The organism is Actinomadura macrotermitis (assembly GCF_009604375.1).
GTDB lineage: Bacteria > Actinomycetota > Actinomycetes > Streptosporangiales > Streptosporangiaceae > Spirillospora > Spirillospora macrotermitis.
Window position 1 is genome coordinate 1,354,514 of sequence record NZ_WEGH01000001.1, and the last position, 21,242, is coordinate 1,375,755.

The 21,242-nt window shown below is 72.5% G+C and carries 19 protein-coding genes; 12 read left to right on the forward strand and 7 right to left on the reverse strand.

Features of this window, described 5'->3' with window-relative positions:
* Nucleotides 1–164: 164 nt before the first annotated feature.
* The gene (locus tag ACRB68_RS06030) at nucleotides 165–575 is read left to right on the forward strand and encodes a roadblock/LC7 domain-containing protein (protein WP_328593815.1); all 411 of its coding nucleotides are present in this window, start codon (nucleotides 165–167) and stop codon (nucleotides 573–575) included.
* Here ACRB68_RS06030 and ACRB68_RS06035 read toward each other — a convergent pair.
* Complete coding sequence (locus ACRB68_RS06035; protein ID WP_153531170.1) at nucleotides 572–1,219, reverse strand: NADPH-dependent F420 reductase; 648 nt, start codon at nucleotides 1,217–1,219, stop codon at nucleotides 572–574. The two genes, ACRB68_RS06030 and ACRB68_RS06035, sit on opposite strands and share 4 nt — an antisense overlap.
* A gap of 73 nt (nucleotides 1,220–1,292) precedes the next feature.
* On the opposite strand from ACRB68_RS06035, the gene ACRB68_RS06040 reads away from it, so the two are divergent.
* The gene (locus ACRB68_RS06040; RefSeq protein WP_153531171.1) at nucleotides 1,293–1,640 is read left to right on the forward strand and encodes a winged helix-turn-helix transcriptional regulator; all 348 of its coding nucleotides are present in this window, start codon (nucleotides 1,293–1,295) and stop codon (nucleotides 1,638–1,640) included.
* Here ACRB68_RS06040 and ACRB68_RS06045 read toward each other — a convergent pair.
* Genes ACRB68_RS06045 through ACRB68_RS06055 form a run of 3 tightly spaced genes read right to left on the reverse strand, consistent with a single transcriptional unit; the run spans nucleotide 1,627 to nucleotide 3,703 of the window.
* Entirely contained in the window at nucleotides 1,627–2,409 is a 783-nt protein-coding gene (locus tag ACRB68_RS06045; protein ID WP_328593816.1) for an enoyl-CoA hydratase/isomerase family protein, read from the reverse strand. The genes ACRB68_RS06040 and ACRB68_RS06045 overlap by 14 nt on opposite strands.
* Before the next feature lie 50 nt (nucleotides 2,410–2,459).
* Nucleotides 2,460–2,978, reverse strand: coding sequence for a hypothetical protein (locus tag ACRB68_RS06050; RefSeq protein ID WP_153531173.1), 519 nt, complete (start codon nucleotides 2,976–2,978; stop codon nucleotides 2,460–2,462).
* A 50-nt stretch (nucleotides 2,979–3,028) separates the two neighbouring features.
* Nucleotides 3,029–3,703: a DUF1345 domain-containing protein gene (locus ACRB68_RS06055; RefSeq protein ID WP_207709582.1), complete on the reverse strand. Its 675-nt coding sequence runs from the start codon at nucleotides 3,701–3,703 to the stop codon at nucleotides 3,029–3,031.
* A gap of 252 nt (nucleotides 3,704–3,955) precedes the next feature.
* On the opposite strand from ACRB68_RS06055, the gene ACRB68_RS06060 reads away from it, so the two are divergent.
* Both ACRB68_RS06060 and ACRB68_RS06065 read left to right on the forward strand, forming a co-directional pair.
* On the forward strand, nucleotides 3,956–6,961 hold the full coding sequence (locus ACRB68_RS06060) for a DEAD/DEAH box helicase (protein WP_153531174.1): 3,006 nt from the start codon (nucleotides 3,956–3,958) through the stop codon (nucleotides 6,959–6,961).
* On the forward strand, nucleotides 6,958–7,671 hold the full coding sequence (locus tag ACRB68_RS06065; RefSeq protein WP_153531175.1) for an SWIM zinc finger family protein: 714 nt from the start codon (nucleotides 6,958–6,960) through the stop codon (nucleotides 7,669–7,671). The genes ACRB68_RS06060 and ACRB68_RS06065 overlap by 4 nt, the downstream gene beginning before the upstream one ends.
* Before the next feature lie 4 nt (nucleotides 7,672–7,675).
* Here ACRB68_RS06065 and ACRB68_RS06070 read toward each other — a convergent pair whose 3' ends face one another.
* Nucleotides 7,676–8,518 (reverse strand): M55 family metallopeptidase, encoded by an 843-nt coding sequence (locus ACRB68_RS06070; RefSeq protein WP_328593817.1) that lies wholly within the window; start codon nucleotides 8,516–8,518, stop codon nucleotides 7,676–7,678.
* Nucleotides 8,519–8,627: 109 nt separating this feature from the next.
* On the opposite strand from ACRB68_RS06070, the gene ACRB68_RS06075 reads away from it, so the two are divergent.
* The 5 genes from ACRB68_RS06075 to ACRB68_RS06095 all read left to right on the forward strand — a co-directional run bounded on the left by ACRB68_RS06075 (nucleotide 8,628) and on the right by ACRB68_RS06095 (nucleotide 12,111).
* Nucleotides 8,628–9,119: a SigE family RNA polymerase sigma factor gene (locus ACRB68_RS06075; protein ID WP_153531176.1), complete on the forward strand. Its 492-nt coding sequence runs from the start codon at nucleotides 8,628–8,630 to the stop codon at nucleotides 9,117–9,119.
* Nucleotides 9,120–9,122: 3 nt separating this feature from the next.
* Nucleotides 9,123–10,022, forward strand: coding sequence for a hypothetical protein (locus tag ACRB68_RS06080; RefSeq protein WP_153531177.1), 900 nt, complete (start codon nucleotides 9,123–9,125; stop codon nucleotides 10,020–10,022).
* A 63-nt stretch (nucleotides 10,023–10,085) separates the two neighbouring features.
* The gene (locus tag ACRB68_RS06085) at nucleotides 10,086–11,207 is read left to right on the forward strand and encodes a lipase family protein (RefSeq protein ID WP_153531178.1); all 1,122 of its coding nucleotides are present in this window, start codon (nucleotides 10,086–10,088) and stop codon (nucleotides 11,205–11,207) included.
* Nucleotides 11,208–11,326: 119 nt separating this feature from the next.
* Nucleotides 11,327–11,566: a helix-turn-helix transcriptional regulator gene (locus ACRB68_RS06090; RefSeq protein ID WP_328593818.1), complete on the forward strand. Its 240-nt coding sequence runs from the start codon at nucleotides 11,327–11,329 to the stop codon at nucleotides 11,564–11,566.
* Nucleotides 11,567–11,577: 11 nt separating this feature from the next.
* Nucleotides 11,578–12,111, forward strand: coding sequence for a hypothetical protein (locus ACRB68_RS06095; protein WP_153531179.1), 534 nt, complete (start codon nucleotides 11,578–11,580; stop codon nucleotides 12,109–12,111).
* Nucleotides 12,112–12,120: 9 nt separating this feature from the next.
* On the opposite strand, the gene glgP is transcribed toward ACRB68_RS06095, so the two are convergent.
* Together glgP and ACRB68_RS06105 are read right to left on the reverse strand one after the other, a co-directional pair.
* The gene (glgP, locus tag ACRB68_RS06100; protein WP_328593819.1) at nucleotides 12,121–14,712 is read right to left on the reverse strand and encodes an alpha-glucan family phosphorylase; all 2,592 of its coding nucleotides are present in this window, start codon (nucleotides 14,710–14,712) and stop codon (nucleotides 12,121–12,123) included.
* A gap of 59 nt (nucleotides 14,713–14,771) precedes the next feature.
* The gene (locus ACRB68_RS06105) at nucleotides 14,772–15,314 is read right to left on the reverse strand and encodes a VanZ family protein (protein ID WP_153531180.1); all 543 of its coding nucleotides are present in this window, start codon (nucleotides 15,312–15,314) and stop codon (nucleotides 14,772–14,774) included.
* Between the two features lie 283 nt (nucleotides 15,315–15,597).
* On the opposite strand from ACRB68_RS06105, the gene ACRB68_RS06110 reads away from it, so the two are divergent.
* The 3 genes from ACRB68_RS06110 to ACRB68_RS06120 all read left to right on the forward strand — a co-directional run bounded on the left by ACRB68_RS06110 (nucleotide 15,598) and on the right by ACRB68_RS06120 (nucleotide 20,896).
* Nucleotides 15,598–17,574 carry an alpha-1,4-glucan--maltose-1-phosphate maltosyltransferase gene (locus tag ACRB68_RS06110; RefSeq protein ID WP_194293194.1) on the forward strand — a complete coding sequence of 659 codons (1,977 nt, stop codon included), beginning with the start codon at nucleotides 15,598–15,600 and terminating at the stop codon, nucleotides 17,572–17,574.
* A 182-nt stretch (nucleotides 17,575–17,756) separates the two neighbouring features.
* Complete coding sequence (treS, locus tag ACRB68_RS06115; protein WP_328594075.1) at nucleotides 17,757–19,502, forward strand: maltose alpha-D-glucosyltransferase; 1,746 nt, start codon at nucleotides 17,757–17,759, stop codon at nucleotides 19,500–19,502.
* The gene (locus tag ACRB68_RS06120) at nucleotides 19,499–20,896 is read left to right on the forward strand and encodes a maltokinase N-terminal cap-like domain-containing protein (RefSeq protein WP_328593820.1); all 1,398 of its coding nucleotides are present in this window, start codon (nucleotides 19,499–19,501) and stop codon (nucleotides 20,894–20,896) included. The genes treS and ACRB68_RS06120 overlap by 4 nt, the downstream gene beginning before the upstream one ends.
* Nucleotides 20,897–21,242: the final 346 nt, after the last annotated feature.

Sequence of the window (21,242 nt, forward strand, 5' to 3'; positions counted from 1 at the left end):
CGCACCGGGCCGTGCGCTCGACCGCGCTTCCCGCCCTTCCGGCGGCCGCTGGCGGACCTTTGGCCACATCTGGCCGGACCCCGGGCGCCCGCGGCGGCCCGTCCCCGCCGCCGCGCCGAAATGATCGGTGCCGGGACCGGACCGACGGGACGAAGGAGACGCACGTGACGACGCAGCGCGCCGAGCCGGCCGGCCGGCTCGACTGGCTGATCAACGGGCTCGTGGAGCGCGTGCCCGAGGTGAGGATGGCCGTCGTGCAGTCCGCCGACGGCCTGCTCATGGGCGCCTCGGCCGGCCTCGCCCGCGCCGACGCCGAGTACCTGTCCGCGCTGGCGGCCGGCCTGCAGAGCCTCGCCCAGGGCGCCCGCCGGCAGCTGGGCGGCGGCGAGGTCCACCAGACCATCATCGAGATGCGGGACGCGTTCCTGTTCGTCACCGCCGCCGGCGACGGGGCGTCCCTGACCGTGCTCAGCGACGCCGGCGCCGACCCGGGCACGATCAGCTACGAGATGGCCGTGCTGGTGAAGCGGGTGGGCGAGCACCTGTTCTCCCGCCCCCGCCCCACCGCTCCCTAGCCGGGCCGGCCCGTGCCGTGGGCGACCTCCAGCGGCGGCACCATCGTCGCCGGGTCGGCGCCGCCGAACCACAGGCCGATCATGAAGGCGGCGGTGGCCTCCAGCTGCCCCGCCCGGGCCAGGCCGCCGCCGTTCAGCGGCGCGCAGCCGAGGTCGCGCACCAGCCGCTCCACCGCGCCGACCGCCGCCGCGTCGTCGCCGCAGAGCGGCACGCCGAGCGGCCGGCCGCCGAACACCGGCGGGGTGAGCCGCCAGACGTCCACGTGGCAGAGGTTGAACGCCTTGACCACGTGCGCGCCGGGCGCCGCCGCGGCGATCCGCCCGGCCGCCGACGGGCCGTCACCGGTGTGCAGCGTCCAGTCGGGCGGGCCGGTGGGGTTGGTGCAGTCGATCAGCACCTTGCCCTCCAGCGCGCCCGCCGCGCGCACCGTGTCCAGCGCGCCCGCGTAGTGGACGGCCAGGAGCAGCACGTCGCCGAACGCGGCGGCGTCGTCCAGGCCGCCCGCCGCCGCGCCGATCCGTTCCGCCAGCGCCGCGGCCCGCTCCGGCCGCCGCGCGCCCACCATCACCTCGTGCCCGGCGCGCACCCACTGCGTGCCCAGGGCGTCCGCCATGTTCCCGGCGCCGAGAATCCCGATCCGCATACCTGCCTCCTTCGGTTACGGTCAGGACGTTAGGCATTCCGTTAGGCACCTTTAAGTGCGTATTGGAGGGGCTATGTTCATCGCCGACTGCCCCGCACGGCTCGGTTTCGACCTGCTCGCGGGGAACTGGACGAGCGTCGTCCTGTACGCGCTGCGCGGGGGGCCGCGGCGCCCCGGCGACCTGCGCGAGGAGATCGGCGGCATCAGCCAGAAGGTGCTCACCGAGACGCTGCGGCGCCTGGAGGCCAGCGGCCTGGTGGCCCGGCACCGGTACGCCGAGGCGCCGCCGCGCGTGGAGTACGAGCTGACCGAGCCGGGCCGGGCCCTGCTGGAGCCGATCCTCGCGCTCGGCCGCTGGACCGAGCGCTACGGCGAGCAGGTCCTGGCCGCGCAGGAGCGCGCCGAGCTCAGCGCCCGGTGAACTTGGCCTTGCCGGGGCCCTCCTCGACGAAGCTCTTCATCGCGTTCTTCTGGTCCTCGGTGGCGAACAGGGCCGCGAACTGGACCCGCTCGATCTCCAGGCCGGTGGCCAGGTCGACCTCCAGGCCGTTGTCGATGGCCTGCTTGGCGGCGCGCAGCGCGACGGCCGGGCCGCCGACGAACGTGGCCGCCCACTTCTTCGCCTCGGCGTAGACGTCGGCGTCGGGGACGACCCGGTCCACCAGCCCGATCAGCAGCGCCTCGGCCGACCTGACGTGCCGCCCCGAGAAGATCAGGTCCTTGGCCTTGGCCGGGCCGATCAGCCGGGCCAGGCGCTGGGTGCCGCCCGCGCCGGGGATGATGCCGAGCTGGATCTCCGGCTGCCCCACCTTGGCGCCCTCGCCGGCCACCCGGAAGTCGGCGGTGAGCGCCACCTCCAGGCCGCCGCCGAGCGCGTACCCGGTGATCGCCGCGATGACGGGCTTGGGGATCGCGGCGAGGGCCTTGGTGAAGTCCTGCAGCAGCCGCGAGTGCCCCGCCGACATCTCGGCATAGGACATCGGGGCCATCTCCTTGATGTCGGCGCCCGCCGCGAAGACCCGCTCGCCGCCGTACAGGACGACCGCGCCCACGGTGTCGTCCTCGCCCACCTGCCGCGCCGCCTCGATCAGCTCCCGCTGCATCTGCGCGTCGAGCGCGTTCATCTTCGGCCGGTCCAGCCGGATCGTCGCGACGCCGTCCTCTACTTCGACCCGCACGAACTCGCCCACGAAAGCCTCCTCAAAGCAGGAACAACGACTCCCGAGACTAACGAGCCCGATCAGGGGCGCCGGCCCTGGCCGGGCGGCGCCCAGACGGGGCGGCCGAGCGGGGCCGGCTTCGGCCTGCGCAGCGCGACGACCGCGGTCAGGCCGCCCGCCACGACGGGCACGACCAGGACCGACACCCAGTTCACCAGCGTGTAGACGTGGTACTGAGTGATCGAAATGCGGAAAGCGTTCGCGATCCCCTGACCGCTGAACCCGGTGAGGTGACCGGACGTCAGCGAACCCGCCCGCTCGGCGACGAGCGCCACGAGGGCGGCGGCGACGGGCGCGGCGGGCCCCTTGGCCTTGGCGATCAGGAAGACCGCGGCCATGGCCGCGCCGAGGACGACCGCGCAGACCAGCCTGGCGGCATCGAGCACCAGGATGAGGCCGCCGGCCGCCGAGCTCACCGCGTGCGACAGCACGGCGAGCACGAACGCGAGGGCGACGGTGACGGCGCCGCCGATGAGCGACGCGGCGACCAGACGGCCCGGCGAGCCGGACGCGGGGGTTGCGGCGGGGGGCTGGTGCATGGGGTCATTCAACACTTCGCCCGTCATTCCGGGCGACCCGTCCGGCGCGGTCAGTTCGTGGCGATGCCGGCGACGATGTTGACGGTCATGGCGAGGATGACCGTTCCGAAGGCGTAGGACAGCAGCGTGTGGCGCAGCACCACCGCGCGGATCTCGGTGCTGGAGACGTTCGTGTCCGACACCTGGTAGGCCATGCCCAGGTTGTAGCTGAAGTAGAAGAAGTCGCGGTACGACGGCGGGTCGTCGCTGTTGAAGTCGATCCCGCCCACGGGATGCCGGTAGTAGAGGTAGGCGTAGCGGACGGCGTACATCAGATGCAGCATCGCCCAGCTCATGAAGATGGCGAGCAGGCCGGCCACCACGGCCGGTTTGCGGTCATGCTGGTCGTGGATCAGGAGCACCGTGATGATCGCGGCGAGGCTCACCAGCGCCTCCAGGACGACGATCGTCTCCTCGAGGAGCGGCTTGAAGTCGTCGCGGCGCGCGTGGGCCCGGGTGCGCTCGGCGGTCATCGGCCAGAACAGCAGCACGCCGCCGAGGGCGAACACCCCCGCCTGCGCGGCGATCCCGGACAGCAGCCCCAGGGCGGGGTCCACCGTCAGGCCGACCACCAGGAAGACGACGACGCCGAGCAGGACGGCGACCGCCCGCCGGGCCCGCACGGACGGGAGCATCATCGCGGCGTCGCCCGCCGCGCGGGCCCGGGGCGTCCGGTCACCGAACACGAGTGCGCCATCGGAACCGCTCCACTTCTGTCCGGCGAACGATCAATGCGGGCACGGCCAGGATAAGTCGGCCGATCGGCGCCCCGCCGAATGCCCCTCTGGTGTGTTCCGTTTCGCCGCACCCCCGTTTCTGCATATCGCCATGAATAACCTCAATCGCCATTCCGGGGAGCGGGTACCGCGACCGCGCCGCACTGTCGGAGGGCACTGGTAGCTTCGGATGCCGTCGGTTCACTGGGGGGAGTCCACGTCATGCTCGTCGCGCACGCCACCTGGCACGGCGGCGCCCTCTGCCTGTGGGCCGAACGCACCGGCCCCCGCACCCCCGACGCCGACGCGCACCCCTTCGCCACCTGCGACTTCACCGGCACCTCCTACGAGCCGCTGCTCGGCGGCGCCTTCCGCGTCACGCTGCCGCTCGCGCTGCCGACGCACGGCGACCACCCGCAGCCGTCGGCCGAGCTCGGCCCCGAGCCCTACGACGGCCCGGTGGAGCTGCGCGTCTGGCGGGTGCCCGCGCTCGTCTTGGACCCCTTCGCCGCGATGGCGCTGCTGCAGGCCGCCGAGCACAGCGGCGACGTCATCGCGGGCACCGACCTGCGCTACCTCTGCCTGCTCGCCGACGAGGCCGCGCACCTGGCCCGGCGCGGGCAGGTGCTGCCCGCCCTGGTGCGCGAGGACGGCGACCTCGTCGCCCGCTGGCGGCCCGTGCTGGACGACCCGGCCCGGCTGCGCGCCCTCGTCCAGGCCATGCCCGCCGCCTGCCGCGCCGCCGAGGGCGGCCGGCCCGCCGCGGCGGTGCTGCGCGAGGCGCTGGACGGCCTCGTCGACACCGCGGTGCGCGGCGTCGTCCCGCACCCGCTGCTGCCCGAGCGCAAGGGCCGCGCCCCCGAGCGGCTCCCCCTCGCCGAGCGCTGGGTGGCGGCCCTCACCGGCCCGGACGCCGCCGTCCCCCGCGAGCCCCGCGACGACCCCGACGAGCTGATCGCCGAGCTGGACGCCTGGGCCGCCGCGTCCCGCCGCCCCGCCGGCCCGCTGCGCGTCTGCTTCCGCCTCGCCGAGCCCGGCGCCGAGGAGTTCGGCGAGACCGAGACCGAGGAGGCCGAGGACGGCGACCTGTGGCGGGTGGAGTTCGCCCTGCAGGGCACCGACGACCCGAGCCTCTACGTCCCGGCCGCCATGATGTGGGCGGGCGAGGCGCCCTCCGTCGAGAACGCCGAGGAGACGCTGCTGACGGGCCTCGGCCGGGCGCTGCGCCTGTTCCCCGACATGGCCCCCGCCCTGGACACCGCCACCCCGCACGAGCTGCCGCTCGACACCGCCGGGGCGTTCCGCTTCCTGCGGCAGGCCGCGCCGATGCTGGCGGCGGCCGGGTTCGGCGTGCTGCTCCCCCAGTGGGCCGGCAAGGCCAGGCTCGGCATGCGCTTCACCACCCGCGCCGACCCCGACGAGGGCGCGGGCGCCGCCGCGTCGTCGGGCTTCGACCTCAAGGGCATGGTCCGCTTCCGCTGGGACCTGGCGATCGGCGACGAGACCGTCGACGAGGAGGAGCTGGCCGAGCTGGCCCGGCTGAAGACGCCGCTGGTCCGGCTGCGCGGCCAGTGGGTCGAGCTCGACGAGGAGCAGCTCGAGGCGGCCCTGGACTTCCTGCGCCGCCCCCGCACCGGCACGATGACCGCCGCCCAGGCCATCCGCGCCGTCATCCACGCCGGCGAGAAGGCCCTCCCCCTCACCGATGTCGATGCCGACGGCGTCTTCGGCGACCTGCTCTCCGGCCGCGCCGACCGCGCCCTCACCCCGCTCGCCACGCCCGAGGACCTGGACGCCCGGCTGCGCCCCTACCAGGAGCGCGGCCTGGCCTGGCTGGCGTTCATGGACGGTCTGGGGCTCGGTGCCCTGCTCGCCGACGACATGGGGCTCGGTAAGACGATCTCGGTCCTGTCCCTTCTGCTGCATGAGCGGGAGAACGGCGCGGCGCCCGATCCCACCCTCGCCGTCCTGCCGATGTCGCTGGTGGGGAACTGGCAGCGGGAGGCCGCCCGGTTCGCGCCGAAGCTGCGCGTCTACGTGCACCACGGCACCGGGCGGCACCGCGACGACGACCTGGTCGCGGCGGCGCGGAGCGCCGACCTGGTCCTCACCACCTACGGCACCGCCGCGCGCGACGCCGAGATGCTCGCGCGCGTCGGCTGGGGCCGGGTCGTCTGCGACGAGGCGCAGGCCCTGAAGAACAGCGGGACGCGGCAGGCGCGGGCGGTGCGGAGCATCCCGGCGCGGACCCGGATCGCGATGACCGGCACGCCGGTGGAGAACCACCTGACCGAGCTGTGGTCGATCATGGAGTTCGCCAATCCCGGGCTGCTCGGCCCGCGCGCGCAGTTCCGGGAGCGGTTCGCGGTGCCGATCGAGCGCGAGGGCGACGAGCGGGCCGCGATGGCGCTGAAGCGGGCGACGCAGCCGTTCGTGCTGCGCCGCCTGAAGACCGACCGGTCGATCATCTCGGACCTGCCGGAGAAGCAGGAGATCAAGGTCTACTGCAACCTGACCACCGAGCAGGCGTCGCTGTACCGGGCGACGCTGGACGACATGCTCGCCCAGATCGCCGAGGCCGACGACAAGCAGCGGCGCGGCCTGGTCCTGTCGACCATGGCCAAGCTGAAGCAGGTCTGCAACCATCCGGCGCACCTGCTGAAGGACGGCTCTCGGCTGCCCGGCCGGTCGGGGAAGCTGGAGCGGCTGGAGGAGATCTGCGCCGAGGTGACCGGGCAGGGCGAGAAGGCGCTGGTGTTCACCCAGTACGCCGAGTTCGGCTCGATGCTCCAGCCCTACCTGGCGGCGCGGCTGGAGCGGCCCGTCCTGTGGCTGCACGGCGGCACGTCCAAGCAGGCCCGCGACGACCTGGTGCAGCACTTCCAGAGCGACCCCGGGCCGGCGGTGTTCCTGCTGTCGCTGAAGGCGGCCGGGACGGGCCTCACGCTGACCGCCGCCAACCACGTCGTGCACCTGGACCGGTGGTGGAACCCGGCGGTGGAGGACCAGGCGACCGACCGGGCGTTCCGCATCGGGCAGACCAGGAACGTGCAGGTCCGCAAGTTCATCTGCGTCGGCACGATGGAGGAGCGGGTGGACGAGATGATCGAGCGCAAGAAGGCCCTCGCCGAGTCGATCGTCGGCACCGGCGAGGAGTGGCTGGCCGACCTGTCGGTGGCCGAGCTGCGCGACGTGCTGCGGCTGTCGCCGGAGGCGGTGAGCGAATGACGATGGAGCACTGGTGGTCGCGGCGGTTCCTCGGCATGGTCGGGTCGTTCGCCGACCCGGAACGGCTGCGCGACCGGCAGGGCGCGATCACCGAGCTGCGCGTCGCGCCCTACGAGGTGACGGCCAAGGTCCGCGACGGCGGCGAGCGGCACGAGGTGGCGATCGGCATCGACGCCATCGGCGAGGAGGGCTGGCGGGTCGCCGAGGCCGCGCTGGCGGCCAAGGCGGTGTTCCGGGCGCGGCTGCTGGCCGGGGAGATGCCGCCGGAGATCGAGCTGGTGTTCGCCGAGTCGGGGCTGTCGCTGTTCCCGGCGTCGGCGGGCGCGCTGCACCTGATGTGCAGCTGCGACGACTGGGGCGACCCGTGCCCGCACGGCGCGACGGTGCTGCACGAGCTGGCGCGGGCGTTCGACAACGACCCGTTCCTGATCCTGGAGTGGAACGGCCGGCCCCGCGACCTGCTGCTGACCGCGCTGCGGCGCGCTCCCGAGGCGGCGCCCGACCCGTTCGAGGTCGAGGAGGAGCCGCTCACCGCCGACGGGTTCTGGACGCCGCCGTCCGGCCTGGCCCGGCTGCGCGAGCGGCCCGCCGCGCCGCCGGTGCCGCCCGGCTTCGTGCTGGAGCTGGCGACGCCGCCGCCGGTGAAGGTCCGCCGCCGCGACCTGGTCGACGTCCTCGCCCCGGCCTACGAGGCGCTGGCGGAGGAGTGATCGGTCAGCCGTAGTGGCGGCCGGTGCAGCCGACGTCGCCCGCGATGGTGGCGCAGACACCGAGCAGCCCGACGATCTGGGTGTAGTCATCGGTGGTGAACTCGGTGGTGCGCGGCCCGACGAGCTCCACGCCCGGGATGACCGCGCAGGACTGGGCGATGGCGGTGGCGTTCCACTCCACGCGCAGCGTGTAGGGCGGGTCGACCTCGCACGTCCGCCAGTTCGCCACCTCGCTCAGCGCGTCCCGGCCCGCCTCGTAGATCATCTGCTGGGCCCGGGCCGGCGGGACGAGCGCGGCGGCGTACCGGTCGCTGCCGGTCTTCACCGCGACCGCCGGCACGTCGCCGAGCACCTCGCGCGCCTCGGCGCAGGCCGCCGCGTCGCCGGTGACGAGCGCGACGGGCACGCCGAGCGTCCCGGCATAGGCCGCCATCAGCAGGATCTCCCCGGCGATCCGGCCGTTGAGGTGCACGTTGTGGATCTCGCGGCCCATCCAGGTGTGGTTCAGCACGCCGCGCGCCGTCCCGGCCCGCGCGTGGTAGCCGACGTACACGGCGGCGTCGAAGGAGGCGTCCAGCCCCTCGGCCATCCGCATCGGCTTGTAGGGTCCGCGCACCAGCGTGCAGCGCGGGTCGATCAGGTCGGCCCGCAGGTTGCGGCCGCCGCCGTGCGCGTCGGCGACGACGACCTCGGCGGCGCTCGCGTCGAAGGCGGCCCGGATCGCGGCGTTCGCGTCGCCGGTCATCAGCTCGCAGCCGCGCTCGTAGCCCCTGCCGCCCGCGCGCATCTCCTCGGGATCGGTGAGCCCGGAGACCCCCTCCATGTCGACCGAGACGAAGATCTTCACGGCGGCTCTCCTACCCGCGCCCGCCCCGCCCCAAAAACCTCTTTCCCGGACGCAACGCCCGGCGGGGTCCTGGCGGTAGTACCGGCGTAGGACACACGAGGGAGCGCGGATGGCGGACCGGACCGATTTCGGGGAGTACGCGGCACAGCGCTCGTCCCGGTTGCTGCGCACCGCGTACCTGCTGTGCCGGGACCGGGCGACCGCCGAGGACCTGGTGCAGACGGCGCTGACCAAGGCGTGGCTGACATGGCACCGCATCGGCGACGACCCCGACCCCTACGTCTACCGGATCCTGGTCAACACCCACGCGTCGTGGTGGCGCCGCCGGTGGCGCCGCGAGGTCCCGACCGAACGGATGCCGGACGCGCCCGCCGCGGCCGGGACCGGCGTCGAGGACCGCGACGCGCTCTGGCAGGCCCTCGCCAAGCTCGGCCGCCGCGAACGCGCCGCCGTGGTGCTGCGCTACTACGCCGACCTGGAGCACGCCGCGATCGCCGACGTGCTCGGCTGCTCGCCGGTGACGGTGCGCAGCCAGATCAGCCGGGCCCTCGCCAAGCTGCGCGTCGACCCCACGCTCGTCCCGGTTCGAGAGGAGAGCTGAGCCATGCCGTTCACCGAGGAGGACCTGCGGGAGACGCTGGCCGCGCACAGCGCGGGCGAGCACGTCCCGCCGTCGCTGGCCCCGGCCGCCGTCGCGCGGCGCGCCCGGACGGTCCGGCGGCGGCGCCGGGTCGCGGGCGGCGCGCTGACGGCGGCGGCCGTCGCCGCGATCGTGGCCGTGCCGAGCCTGGCGGGACCGGCCGGGCCGCAGCGCGCGCCCGTGCTCGCCGCACCGGCCGCGACGCTCGATCCGACCATCTTCCAGACACCTGGCATCGAACTCATGATCCTCCGGGACCCGGCCGACATCGCCAAGGAGTCCCAGTACGTGGTCACCGGAACGGTGGAGGGCTTCGCGCCCCGCTCCCCGGTCTCCGCCAAGGACGTGTCCGTGGTGATGCGCGTCCGCGTGGAGACCTGGGTGAAGGGCCGTCCCACCCCGGACGGGCGCCTCTACGTCGGTGTGGGCGGAGGCGACCGGAGCAAGACGCCCGAACGCTTCGCCCGCGCGGTCCCCGCCGGAAGCCGCCTCATGCTGTTCCTCCCCAAGTCCCGCACCCAACTGCTCGACGTCGACACGGGCCATCTCCTCCTTCCGATAGGCGGCTCCCAGAGCACCTACTTCGAGAAGGCGGACGGCCACCTGGTCGGCACGAACGGCGCTGAGCCCTCACCCGCGTTCGATCCCGGCGGCAGGTGGACCCTCCCCCTGCTCATCGCGGCCATTCGGCCAGAGCAGTGTGGGAGCACGCCCCTCATGGACAAGGAGAGGTGCCTTCGTGCTCTTCTCATCCAGTCGAGCGCGTTGCAGGACTGCGTCAACATCGCCACCGGCAAGGCGGATCACAGATCCGCTGCTCAGCTGCGCCGGCTGCTGAGCGCTTGTGCCCGCAAGGGCGGTTGACCAGGCCCCTTACCAAGAGGACAGGCGCGCGCTACGGTGACCTCGATCTTGGAGGTCCCCCCGATGCGCCGTCTTCTCGCCGCAGGCAGTGCCCTGCTCTCCAGCACCCTCGTGCTCTCCCCCGCCGCCGCGCAGGCCGCCGCGCCGAAACCCGGCACGGTCACCTCGGTGACGCCGCTGCCCGCGAACCTGTGGCTGCCCGGCACCGGCTCCGCCCAGCGGGTCACCTACACCACGACCGGCCCGGACGGGAAGGCCGCGCCGAGCACCGGCGCGGTGTTCGTCCCGAAGGGAACGCCGCCGCGCGGCGGGTGGCCGGTGCTGTCGTGGACGCACGGGACGGTCGGCATCGGCGACGCGTGCGCGCCGTCCACCGCCGGCCGCTCCGAGCGTGACATCACCTACCTGACCAAGTGGATGGCGCAGGGGTACGCGATCGTCGCGTCCGACTACGCCGGTCTCGGCACGCCCGGCGTGCACCCCTACCTCGATGGGAAGACCGCCGCGTACTCGGCGGTCGACATGGTGCGGGCGGCGCGCGGCCTGAACCGGTCGCTGGCGTCCAAGTGGGTGGTGATCGGGCAGTCGCAGGGCGGCCAGGCCGCGCTGTTCACCGCGAACCTGGCCACCAGGTACGCGCCCGAGCTGGACTTCCGGGGCGCGGTCGCGACCGGCCCGCCGTCCAATCTGGAGGGGATCGTCTCGCTCGCCGGTCCCTACATCCCCAAGCTGCCGCTCGCCGATCTGACCGGGTACACGGCCTACATCCTGGCCGGCCTGAAGGCCGCGCGGCCGGGGCTCGGCGTGGACGGCTACCTGACGCCGCTCGGCCGGCAGGTCGTCAAGGACGCCGAGACGCTCTGCTACGCCGACATGGTGAAGCGCACCGAGGGCATCGGCATCGGGCAGCTGCTCGCCAGGCCGCTGTTCGACGCGAAGTTCTTCGACCAGCTCCGCAGCGTCATGCAGGTGCCGGTGAAGGGCTACGACCGGCCGTTCTACATCGCGCAGGGCATGGTCGACACGACGGTGCCGATCCCGCTGACGCTGAAGCTCGTCGCCGACCTGAAGGCGAACCGGCAGCCGGTGACGTTCAAGGCGTACCCGGGCGCCGGGCACAGCGAGAACATGGCGGCCTCGCTGCCCGACACCACCAGGTTCGTCGCGGCCCTGTTCACGCGGTAGATCCCGCGCTCCGCGAGAGCCCGCCGGCCCCTGGCCGGCGGGCTCTTCGCTTGTGCCCCCACAACAGGATGTAGTACAACTACTATCAACAACAGCAGACATACGGAGGACGGTAGTGAGTGTCCAACGATAAGGAACAGGTCCACAACAGGATCGCGGTGCTGAGAGCCGAGCGCGGTGTCTCCCGCCGCGCCCTGGCCGACGCCCTCGGCGTCCACTACCAGACGATCGGCTACCTCGAACGCGGCGAGTACAGCCCGAGCCTGCACCTCGCCCTGCGCATCGCGGAGCACTTCGAGGTGCCCGTCGAGGTCGTCTTCTCCCTCACCCCCTTCCCCCGGCTCGGCAGCACGACTTGAAGGAGACCCCCATGGACACCGCCACCAAGAAGCAGGAACGCGACCGCAAGGCGATCGAGCGCAGCAACAGGCCCACGCGCTACGGCACCCGGAAGGGGCGCCGGATGCTCGCCCGCGCCGGCTTCGCCTGCCTCGCGCTGCTGTGGGCCGACGCCGCCGTGTCCTGGGCGCTCGCGCCGAGCGACGCCGCGATGTACACCAACCTCGCGGCGATCCTCATCGCCTTCCCGGTCGGGTTCTGGGTGTTCGGCAACCTCGTCCCGGCGACCCGGGGCACGGTCGGGCTCGCCGAGCACCTGCTGGACGAGCGGCAGGTGTCGGAGCGGCTGCGCGCGCACGCCATCGCGCACCGGCTCGGCCTCGGGCTGCTCGTGGTCGTCTTCGCCACCGTCATGAGCGCGATGCCCGGCGAGGGCCGCGCGTCGCACGTCGCGGGCGCGGCGGTCCTGCTGCTGTTCTTCGCCCTGCTGTTCTCGGTCGCCCTGCTCCCCTACCTGATCATCGCCTGGCGGCTCCCCGACTCCCCGCCCGAGGACGAGGAGTAGGGGAGCGCCTCAGCGCAGGTTCCCGTTGGTCATGCCCTGCGGGGCGGGCGGCAGGGCGACCAGCCCCAGCTCGGCCTGCCCCGCGAGGCCGGGGTCGCTCGGCACGACCCGGACGCTGTAGCCGAACGGGCCGCTGCGCGCCAGCGGGATCTCGCCCGCGTAGCGCAGCCGCCCGTCCTCGGCCTGCTCGGCCGCCGCCAGCTCCAGGTAGGACGGGGCGATGAACGCGTCGGCGGCGTCCACCCGCCCGTACACCGCCTCGACCGCCACGTCGCCGGGGTCCAGGCCGCCGAGGTCGACGACCACCCGGACCGCCAGCCGCGCCCCGACGTGCAGGGTCTCCTCGCCGGTGGACTCCACGTGCTCGACCGCGACGCCCGGCCAGGCCTTGCGGACCCGCTCCTTCCAGGCCGCCAGCCGCCGGGCGCCGCTGTACCCGCCCGCCGCCATCGCCCGCGCGGACGCGGCCGCCGGCACGTAGTACTCCTGGACGTAGTCGCGCAGCATCCGGCTCGCCAGCACCTTCGGGCCGAGCGTGGCGATGGTGTGCTTGACCATCTCCAGCCAGCGCCGCGGCGGCCCGCCGTCGCGGTCGTAGAACATCACCGCGACGTGGTCCTCGATGAGCTCGTACAGCGCGGCGGCCTCCAGCGCGTCGCGGCGCTCGGGGGCGGCCAGACCGTCGGCGGAGGGGATCGCCCAGCCGTTCTGCCCGTCGAACCACTCGTCCCACCAGCCGTCGCGGATGGACAGGTTCAGGCCGCCGTTCAGCGCCGCCTTCATCCCCGACGTCCCGCACGCCTCCAGCGGCCGCAGCGGGTTGTTCATCCACACGTCGCAGCCCTGCACCATGCACTGGCCGAGCGCCATGTCGTAGTCGGGCAGGAACACGATGCGCTGCCGCACGTCCTCGCCGTCGGCGAACCGGACGATCTCCTGGATCAGCCGCTTGCCGCCCTCGTCGGCCGGGTGCGCCTTGCCCGCGATGACGATCTGCACCGGCCGCTCGGGGTCCAGCAGGATCGCGCGCAGCCGCTCGGGGTCGCGCATCATCAGCGTGAGCCGCTTGTAGGACGGGACGCGCCGGGCGAACCCGATGGTGAGCACGTCCGGGTCGAGCGCGTCGTCGATCCACGACATCTCGGCGTCGCTGGCGCCGCGCTGGCGCCACGACGCGCGCAGCCGCCGCCGCGCCTCGGCGACCAGCCGCGCCCGCAGGGTGCGCCGCACCCGCCAGATGTCGCCCTCGGGGACGTCGCGCACGCCCTCCCAGCCCTGCGCGGACTCCAGCACCGACGGCACCCGGCGCGCCGCCAGCTCCAGCACCTCGCGGGCCACCCACGTCCCGGCGTGCACGCCGTTGGTGACCGACCCGATCGGCACCTCGGCGGTGTCGAAGCCGCCCCACAGGCCGCCGAACATCTCCCGGCTGACCTCGCCGTGCAGCCGGCTGACGCCGTTGACGCGCTGGGCGAGGCGCATGCCCATGACGGCCATGTTGAACACGGTGCGGTCGCCGCCGGGGTAGTCCTCGGCGCCGAGCTCCAGGACCCGGTCGGCGGGGATGCCCTTCTCCTCGTTGACGCCGCCGAAGTACTTGCGGACCAGCTCCCGGGGGAAGCGGTCGATGCCGGCCGGGACGGGGGTGTGCGTGGTGAACACCGTCCCGGCGCGGTTGGCCTCCAGCGCCTCGTCGAAGGTCAGCCCGGCCTCGGCGACCAGCTCGCGGATGCGTTCCAGGCCGAGGAACCCCGCGTGGCCCTCGTTGGTGTGGAACACCTCGGGGGCGGCGTGGCCGGTGATGCGGCAGTACGCGCGGATGGCGCGGACGCCGCCGATGCCGAGCAGCATCTCCTGGAGCAACCGGTGGTCGCCGCCGCCGCCGTACAGCCGGTCGGTGATGTCGCGGGCGGCCTGGTCGTTGTCCTCCACGTCGGAGTCCAGCAGCAGCTGCGGCACCCGCCCGACGCGCACCAGCCAGACCTGGGCGTGCAGGTCGCGGCCCTGCGGCAGGCCGATGGAGACGCGCACGGGCGTGCCGTCCTCCTCGCGCAGCAGGGTGAGCGGCAGGCCGTTCGGGTCGATCGGCGGGTAGCGTTCCAGCTGCCACCCGTCGGGCGACAGCGACTGGGTGAAGTAGCCGTGCCGGTACAGCAGCCCGACGCCGATGATCGGCACGCCGAGGTCGCTCGCGGTCTTCAGGTGGTCGCCCGCCAGGATGCCGAGGCCCCCGGAGTACTGCGGCAGCGACGTGGTGATCCCGTACTCGGGCGAGAAGTAGGCGATGGCCCGCGGCGCGTCGGGCAGCGACTGGTACCAGCGGTCGGCGGTCAGGTAGTCCTGCAGCTCGTCGGCGGCGTCGTGCAGCATCCGCAGGAAGCGGCGGTCGGAGGCCAGCCGGCGCAGCCGGTCGGGCGCGACCTCGCCGAGCAGCCGGACCGGGTCGTGGCCGACCGCCTCCCACAGGGCCGGATCGACCGAGCGGAACAGGTCGAGCGTCTCGTGGTGCCAGGACCAGCGCAGATTGAGGATCAGCTCCTCGAGCCGGCGCAGCGGTTCGGGAAGGACGGTACGTACGGTGAATCGTCGAATTGCCTTCACGCCCCGCCACGCTAAACGCTACGCACCCCAGGGCGCGACCTCGTACAGGACACCGTCACCTAAAGGACCGGTCTGTCTTCGGCACGCGCGGCCCGCAGCGCGCGCAGTCCGCGCAGGCCGGCGGCGGTGGCGGCGCCGAGGGCGATGCCGGCGGAGTTGTAGACGCAGTCGCCCGGATCGCACTCGCGGCCGGGGTCGAGCGTCTGCAGCAGCTCCACCGCCACGAAGATCCCGGCGAGGACGGCGGGCGCGGCGACCGCGCGGCGGGTCGCCAGGACCGCCAGCAGCCCGCACGGCACCCACAGCGCGACGTTCATGACGTCCTCCAGGCCGCGCGTCCCGAAGATCGAGACGGCCCAGGCGGCGTCGGACAGCGGATGCGCGACGCACACCGCGAGCCGCTCCCCCACGCCCGGTGCGACGGTCATCGGCAGCGTCATGCCGAGCACCAGCGCGGTCCAGGCGAGCAGCGCGAGCGTCGGCAGCGGCGCCCAGCCGGTGCGGCGGACCAGCGGCCGCCAGACCGCCAGGCCCGCGACGGCGACGAGCAGCAGCCACAGGGCGAGGGCGCGGACCGCCTCGAACGGCACATGGTGCGGCATGCCTGGGAAGACGCGCGGACCGCGCCAAGGGTTCGTCAGGAACGTGGCCGGAGCGGGTCAGCGCGGACCGGCCGGCCCGCCGGTGGATCAAGGTGGGCCGAAACCGGTCAACCCGGGTGAACCTCCCGATCTGGCAGCCGTTCGGTAGCGGAGATGTAGCCCAAAGTTTGGTGTGTCCACAAGGCAGTAAAGCGCGGATCGCGGGCATGGACGGTTTTGGGAATCACGAGCGGGTAGGGGATGGCGCATGCGAGACGGGTCCAAATCTTCCCTGAAGGCGGGTATGACGGAGATTGGCCGTATTCCTGTGCTGGACGTGGAGCCGCGGCCGAGCGGCGGGCGCTGGCCCGCCAAGGCCGTCCCGGGCGAGACCTTCCAGGTCAGCGCGACGGTATTCCGCGAAGGACACGAGATGCTCGGCGCCGCCGTGGTGCTGCGCGACCCGGACGGCGAGGTCGGGCCGCCCGTCCGGATGACCGAGATCGTCCCGGGCATGGACCGGCTCGCCGCCGACGTCACCCCGACCGCCACCGGCCGCTGGCACTTCCGGGTCGAGGCGTGGGGCGACCCGATCGCGCACTGGCGGCACGACGCGGAGATCAAGATCCCGCGCGGCCAGGACGTGGAGCTGATGCTCGCCGAGGGCTCGCTGCTGTTCGCCCGCGCCGCCGAGGGCCTGCCCGCCCACGACCGGCCCGCCTACACCCGCCTGGCCAAGCTGATGGCCGACCGTACCGTCCCCGCCGCGAAGCGGCTGGCCGCCGCGAGCACCCCCGACATCCGCGCCTTCGAGGAGCGCTACCCGCTGCGCGACCTGCTCACCGTCACCGACTGGTACCCGCTGACGGTGGAACGCGAGCGCGCGCTGTACGGGTCCTGGTACGAGTTCTTCCCCCGCTCCGAGGGGGCGTCCGTCGACCCGATGGGCCGGCGCGGCCCGATGTCGGGAACGTTCCGCACCGCGATGAAGCGGCTGCCCGCCGTCGCCGACATGGGGTTCGACGTCGTCTACCTGCCGCCGATCCACCCGATCGGCCGCACCTTCCGCAAGGGCCCGAACAACACCCTGGAGGCCGGCCCCTACGACCCCGGCTCGCCGTGGGCGATCGGCTCCCCCGACGGCGGCCACGACGCCGTCCACCCCGACCTCGGCACCATCGAGGACTTCGACGCCTTCGTCGCCTACGCCGGCGACCACGGGCTGGAGGTCGCCCTCGACCTCGCCCTGCAGTGCTCCCCCGACCACCCCTGGGTCGCCGCGCACCCCGAGTGGTTCACCACCCGCGCCGACGGCACCATCGCCTACGCCGAGAACCCGCCGAAGAAGTATCAGGACATCTACCCCCTGAACTTCGACAACGACCCCGAGGGCATCTACCAGGAGGTGCTGCGGGTCGTCCGGCACTGGATGGACCACGGCGTGCGGATCTTCCGGGTGGACAACCCGCACACCAAGCCCGTCGCGTTCTGGGAGCGGCTGCTCGGCGAGATCGCCCGGACCGACCCCGACGTGCTGTTCCTGGCCGAGGCCTTCACCCGCCCGGCGATGATGCACACCCTCGCCAAGATCGGCTTCCACCAGTCCTACACCTACTTCACCTGGAAGAACTCCCGCGCCGACCTGGAGGAGTACTTCACCGAGCTGTCCGGGCCCGCCGCCGCGTACATGCGGCCGAACGCCTTCGTCAACACCCCCGACATCCTCAACGAGTACCTGGTGCACGGCGGCCGCCCGGCGTTCGAGATCCGGGCGGTGCTGGCCGCGCTGCTGTCGCCCAGCTGGGGCGTCTACTCCGGCTACGAGCTGATCGAGAACACGCCCGTCCGTCCCGGCAGTGAGGAGTACCGCGACTCCGAGAAGTACCAGTACCGGCCGCGCGACTGGGAGGCCGCCGAGCGCGAGGGCCGCAGCATCGCCCCGCTCATCACCCGGCTGAACGGCCTGCGCCGCGCACACCCCGCGCTGCAGCGGCTGCGCGACCTGCACTTCCACCACGCCGACCAGGACGAGATCGTCTGCTTCTCCAAGCGGGTGCTGGACGACGTCGTCCTCGCCGTGGTGACCCTCAACCCGCACCAAGCCCGCGAGGCCACCGTCCACCTGGACCTGCCCGCCCTCGGCCTCGCCCCGGACGCCGAGTTCGCCGTCACCGACGAACTGTCCGGCGAGGAGTACACCTGGCGGCAGGCCAACTACGTGCGTCTCGATCCCCACGTACAGCCGGCCCACATCTTCACGCTGCGGAGAAACCCCAGTTGAGCGACACGCACGAGTCCCAGGACCCCGAGCAGACAGGCGCCGACACCACCCCGCCCACCTCCGAGCAGGCCGCCGCCGCGGCCTCCGACCGGCACTTCGCGCGCGCCCCCGGCCAGACCAGCCCCTACTCCGCGCCGGGCGTGCTGCCGCGCGGCGAGCCGATCCCCGAGATCCCGCCGGACGTGGTCCCGACGCCCTCTGGGCCGATCCCCGACTCCTTCGATCCGGAGACGCCGCGTGATCCGCATTGGTTCAAGACGGCGGTGTTCTATGAGGTGTCGGTACGGGGGTTCGCCGATTCCAACGGCGACGGCAACGGGGACCTGCGCGGGCTGATCTCCAAACTCGACCACCTGCAATGGCTCGGCATCGATTGCCTGTGGCTGCTGCCGATCTACCAGTCGCCCCTGCGTGACGGCGGCTACGACATCAGCGAATACACCAAGGTCCTGCCCGACTTCGGCGAACTCGGCGACTTCGTCGAACTCATCGAAGAAGCCCACGCTCGCGGCATCCGCGTCATCGCCGACCTGGTCATGAACCACACCTCTGATCAGCACCCCTGGTTCCAGGCCTCGCGCACCGACCCCGAAGGCCCGTTCGGGGACTTCTACATGTGGTCCGACACCGACACCAAGTACCCCGACGCCCGCATCATCTTCGTCGACACCGAGCAGTCCAACTGGGCCTACGACCCGGTGCGCGGGCAGTACTACTGGCACCGGTTCTTCTCCCACCAGCCCGACTTGAACTATGACAATCCCGCGGTGCAGGACGCCCTGCTGGAGGTGCTGCGGTTCTGGCTCGACCTGGGCATCGACGGGTTCCGCCTGGACGCGGTCCCCTACCTGTACGCGCGTGAGGGCACCAACTGCGAGAACCTGCCCGAGACCCACGCCTACCTCAAACGCGTGCGTGCCGAGGTCGACCGCCTCTACCCCGACCGCGTCCTGCTGGCCGAGGCCAACCAGTGGCCCGCCGACGTCGTCGACTACTTCGGCGATCCGGCCGCCGGCGGCGACGAGTGCCACATGGCGTTCCACTTCCCTGTCATGCCGCGGATCTTCATGGCGGTGCGGCGCGAACAGCGCTACCCCATCTCGGAGATCATGGCGCAGACACCCAAGATCCCCGCGAACTGCCAGTGGGGCATCTTCTTGCGTAACCATGACGAGCTCACGCTCGAGATGGTCACCGACGAAGAGCGCGACTACATGTACACCGAGTACGCCAAAGACCCCCGCATGAAGGCCAACATCGGCATCCGCCGCCGCCTCGCGCCCCTGCTGGACAACGACCGCAACCAACTCGAACTCTTCACCGCCTTGCTGCTGTCACTCCCCGGGTCGCCGGTGATGTACTACGGCGACGAGATCGGCATGGGCGACAACATCTGGCTCGGCGACCGCGACGGCGTCCGCACCCCCATGCAATGGACCCCCGACCGCAACGCCGGCTTCTCCACCTGCGACCCCGGACGCCTCTACCTGCCCGTCATCATGGACCCCATCTACGGGTACCAGGCCGTCAACGTCGAAGCCCAGCGCGACAACCCCGGGTCGCTGCTGCACTGGACCCGCAAAATGATCGAGATCCGCCAACGCCACCCCGTCTTCGGCGTCGGCGAATACGTCGAACTCTCCGCCTCCAACCCCTCGGTCCTGGCGTTCGTCCGCGAGATCGCCGAAGGCGAGTCCAACCACTGGGGCGGCATGGACACCATCCTGTGCGTCAACAACCTGTCCCGCTTCCCCCAGCCCGTCGAACTCGACCTGCGCCGCTTCCACGGCTCCACCCCCATCGAGTGCATGGGCGGGGTGCAGTTCCCCGCCATCGGCGAACTGCCCTACCTGCTCACCCTTCCCGGACACGGCTTCTACTGGTTCCTGCTCCCCCCGCCTCCGGACACCGGCGATGAGGTGATGTGACCGTGCACTCCCTGGCCGACCTGCTGCTGAGCTGGCTGCCGCAGCAACGATGGTTCGCCGGCAAGGACCGCCCGGTCGACGGGGTGTCGGTCGTCTCCGCCACCGAGCTGCGGGCGGGCGATCCGGGCCTGCGCCATCTGGTCCTGGAGGTCCGCCAGGGGCCGGTCGCCGACCGGTACCAGCTGTTCGCCGGCGTGCGGAGCGAGCTGCCCGACCGGGTGCGGCCGGGCCTGATCGGGCGGGTGCCGCTGGACGGCGGGCCGGTGCACGTCTACGACGCGATCCACGACCCGGAGCTGACCGGCCTGCTGCTGGCGGCGATCGAGAGCGGGGCGGAGGTGGGGCCGCTGCGCTTCCACCGCGTCCCCGGCGTGCCGATCGACGTGACGCTGCCGGGGGCGCCGACGTCGGCCGAGCAGAGCAACAGCTCGCTGATCTTCGGCGACGCGCACATCTGCAAGCTGTTCCGGCGGCTCTCGGCGGGCGTGAACCCCGATCTGGAGGTCAACCTCGCGCTGACCCGGCGCGGCAGCGCGCACGTCCCGGCCGTGCACGGCTGGTTCGAGCTGGTGGGGGACGACGGCGAGCCGGTCACGCTCGGGCTGCTGTCGGAGTTCGTGCCGGGCGCGACCGACGGCTGGCAGCTCGCCGTCACCAGCGTCCGCGACTGGTTCGCCCAGCCGCAGGAGCCGGGCGTGTTCCCCGACCCCGCGCTGGCGGGCGGCGACTTCGGGGGCGAGGCGGAGCGGCTCGGCGCGGCCACCGCGGAGGTGCACCGCGACCTGGCGGCGGAGTTCGGCGTGAGCGAGGTGCGGCCGCAGGACCTGGCCGGCCTGGTCCACGCCATGCGCGCCCAGCTGGCCGAGGTCGCCGAGGGCGTCCCGGATCTGAAGCCGTACGTCCCGGCGATCGGCGCGGCGTTCGACGCGCTGTCGGGGCTGACCGGCCCGCTGCCGTTCCAGCGGGTGCACGGCGACTACCACCTCGGCCAGGTGCTGCGCTCGGGCACCGGCTGGGTGCTGCTGGACTTCGAGGGCGAGCCGGCCCGCACGCCGCAGGAGCGCGTCGCGCCGGGGCATCCGCTGCGCGACGTCGCCGGGATGCTGCGCTCGTTCGAGTACGCGGCGCGTTTCCTGCACGCCGACGAGAACTACGTGACGCCGGACGCCGCGCACGCGCTGGAGGCGCGCTCGGAGGCGTGGGCCGAGCGGAACCGCCGGGCGTTCTGCCGCGGCTACGCGCAGGCGGGCGGGACGGACCCGGCCGCGCACGCGACGCTGCTGCGCGCCCTGGAGCTCGACAAGGCGGTCTACGAGATCCGGTACGAGGCCGGCAACCGCCCGTCGTGGCTGCCGGTTCCACTGCGGTCTCTGGCGCATCTCACCAGACGATAAAGATCACCCAAAACCACGCACGCCGGTACGGGACTGTCAAGCGAAGTGCACCTCCCTATATGCCGGAATTGATTGGATTTTACCTATCAATGCCGTGGATGAGAGTGATAGGTGTTGAAAGAAGTGACTGGTGATGAAAACATCAGAGCTTGAAGATCACGCTACGACCTGCAAGGACATGGCCGGAAGTGGCCACATCAGCTGCGATGTCTTGCCGGATTTATGGCCCGATGCCCGGCCAAGCGGTCCGTGATGGACCCCTTACCCGCCGGCGCGGTACGGGGGGCGTAGGCGAGCCTGCGCAACTTATGGGAGCCATAAGGCAAGAGGTCCAAACATGATGGGC

Bases quoted from the DNA above. Each gene is read 5' to 3' on its own strand.
- ACRB68_RS06035 (WP_153531170.1), bottom strand. From the start codon at position 1,219: ATGCGGATCGGGATTCTCGGCGCCGGGAACATGGCGGACGCCCTGGGC.
- ACRB68_RS06040 (WP_153531171.1), top strand. From the start codon at position 1,293: ATGTTCATCGCCGACTGCCCCGCACGGCTCGGTTTCGACCTGCTCGCG.
- ACRB68_RS06050 (WP_153531173.1), bottom strand. From the start codon at position 2,978: ATGCACCAGCCCCCCGCCGCAACCCCCGCGTCCGGCTCGCCGGGCCGT.
- ACRB68_RS06060 (WP_153531174.1), top strand. From the start codon at position 3,956: ATGCTCGTCGCGCACGCCACCTGGCACGGCGGCGCCCTCTGCCTGTGG.
- ACRB68_RS06065 (WP_153531175.1), top strand. From the start codon at position 6,958: ATGACGATGGAGCACTGGTGGTCGCGGCGGTTCCTCGGCATGGTCGGG.
- ACRB68_RS06075 (WP_153531176.1), top strand. From the start codon at position 8,628: ATGGCGGACCGGACCGATTTCGGGGAGTACGCGGCACAGCGCTCGTCC.
- ACRB68_RS06080 (WP_153531177.1), top strand. From the start codon at position 9,123: ATGCCGTTCACCGAGGAGGACCTGCGGGAGACGCTGGCCGCGCACAGC.
- ACRB68_RS06085 (WP_153531178.1), top strand. From the start codon at position 10,086: ATGCGCCGTCTTCTCGCCGCAGGCAGTGCCCTGCTCTCCAGCACCCTC.
- ACRB68_RS06095 (WP_153531179.1), top strand. From the start codon at position 11,578: ATGGACACCGCCACCAAGAAGCAGGAACGCGACCGCAAGGCGATCGAG.
- ACRB68_RS06105 (WP_153531180.1), bottom strand. From the start codon at position 15,314: ATGCCGCACCATGTGCCGTTCGAGGCGGTCCGCGCCCTCGCCCTGTGG.
- ACRB68_RS06110 (WP_194293194.1), top strand. From the start codon at position 15,598: ATGACGGAGATTGGCCGTATTCCTGTGCTGGACGTGGAGCCGCGGCCG.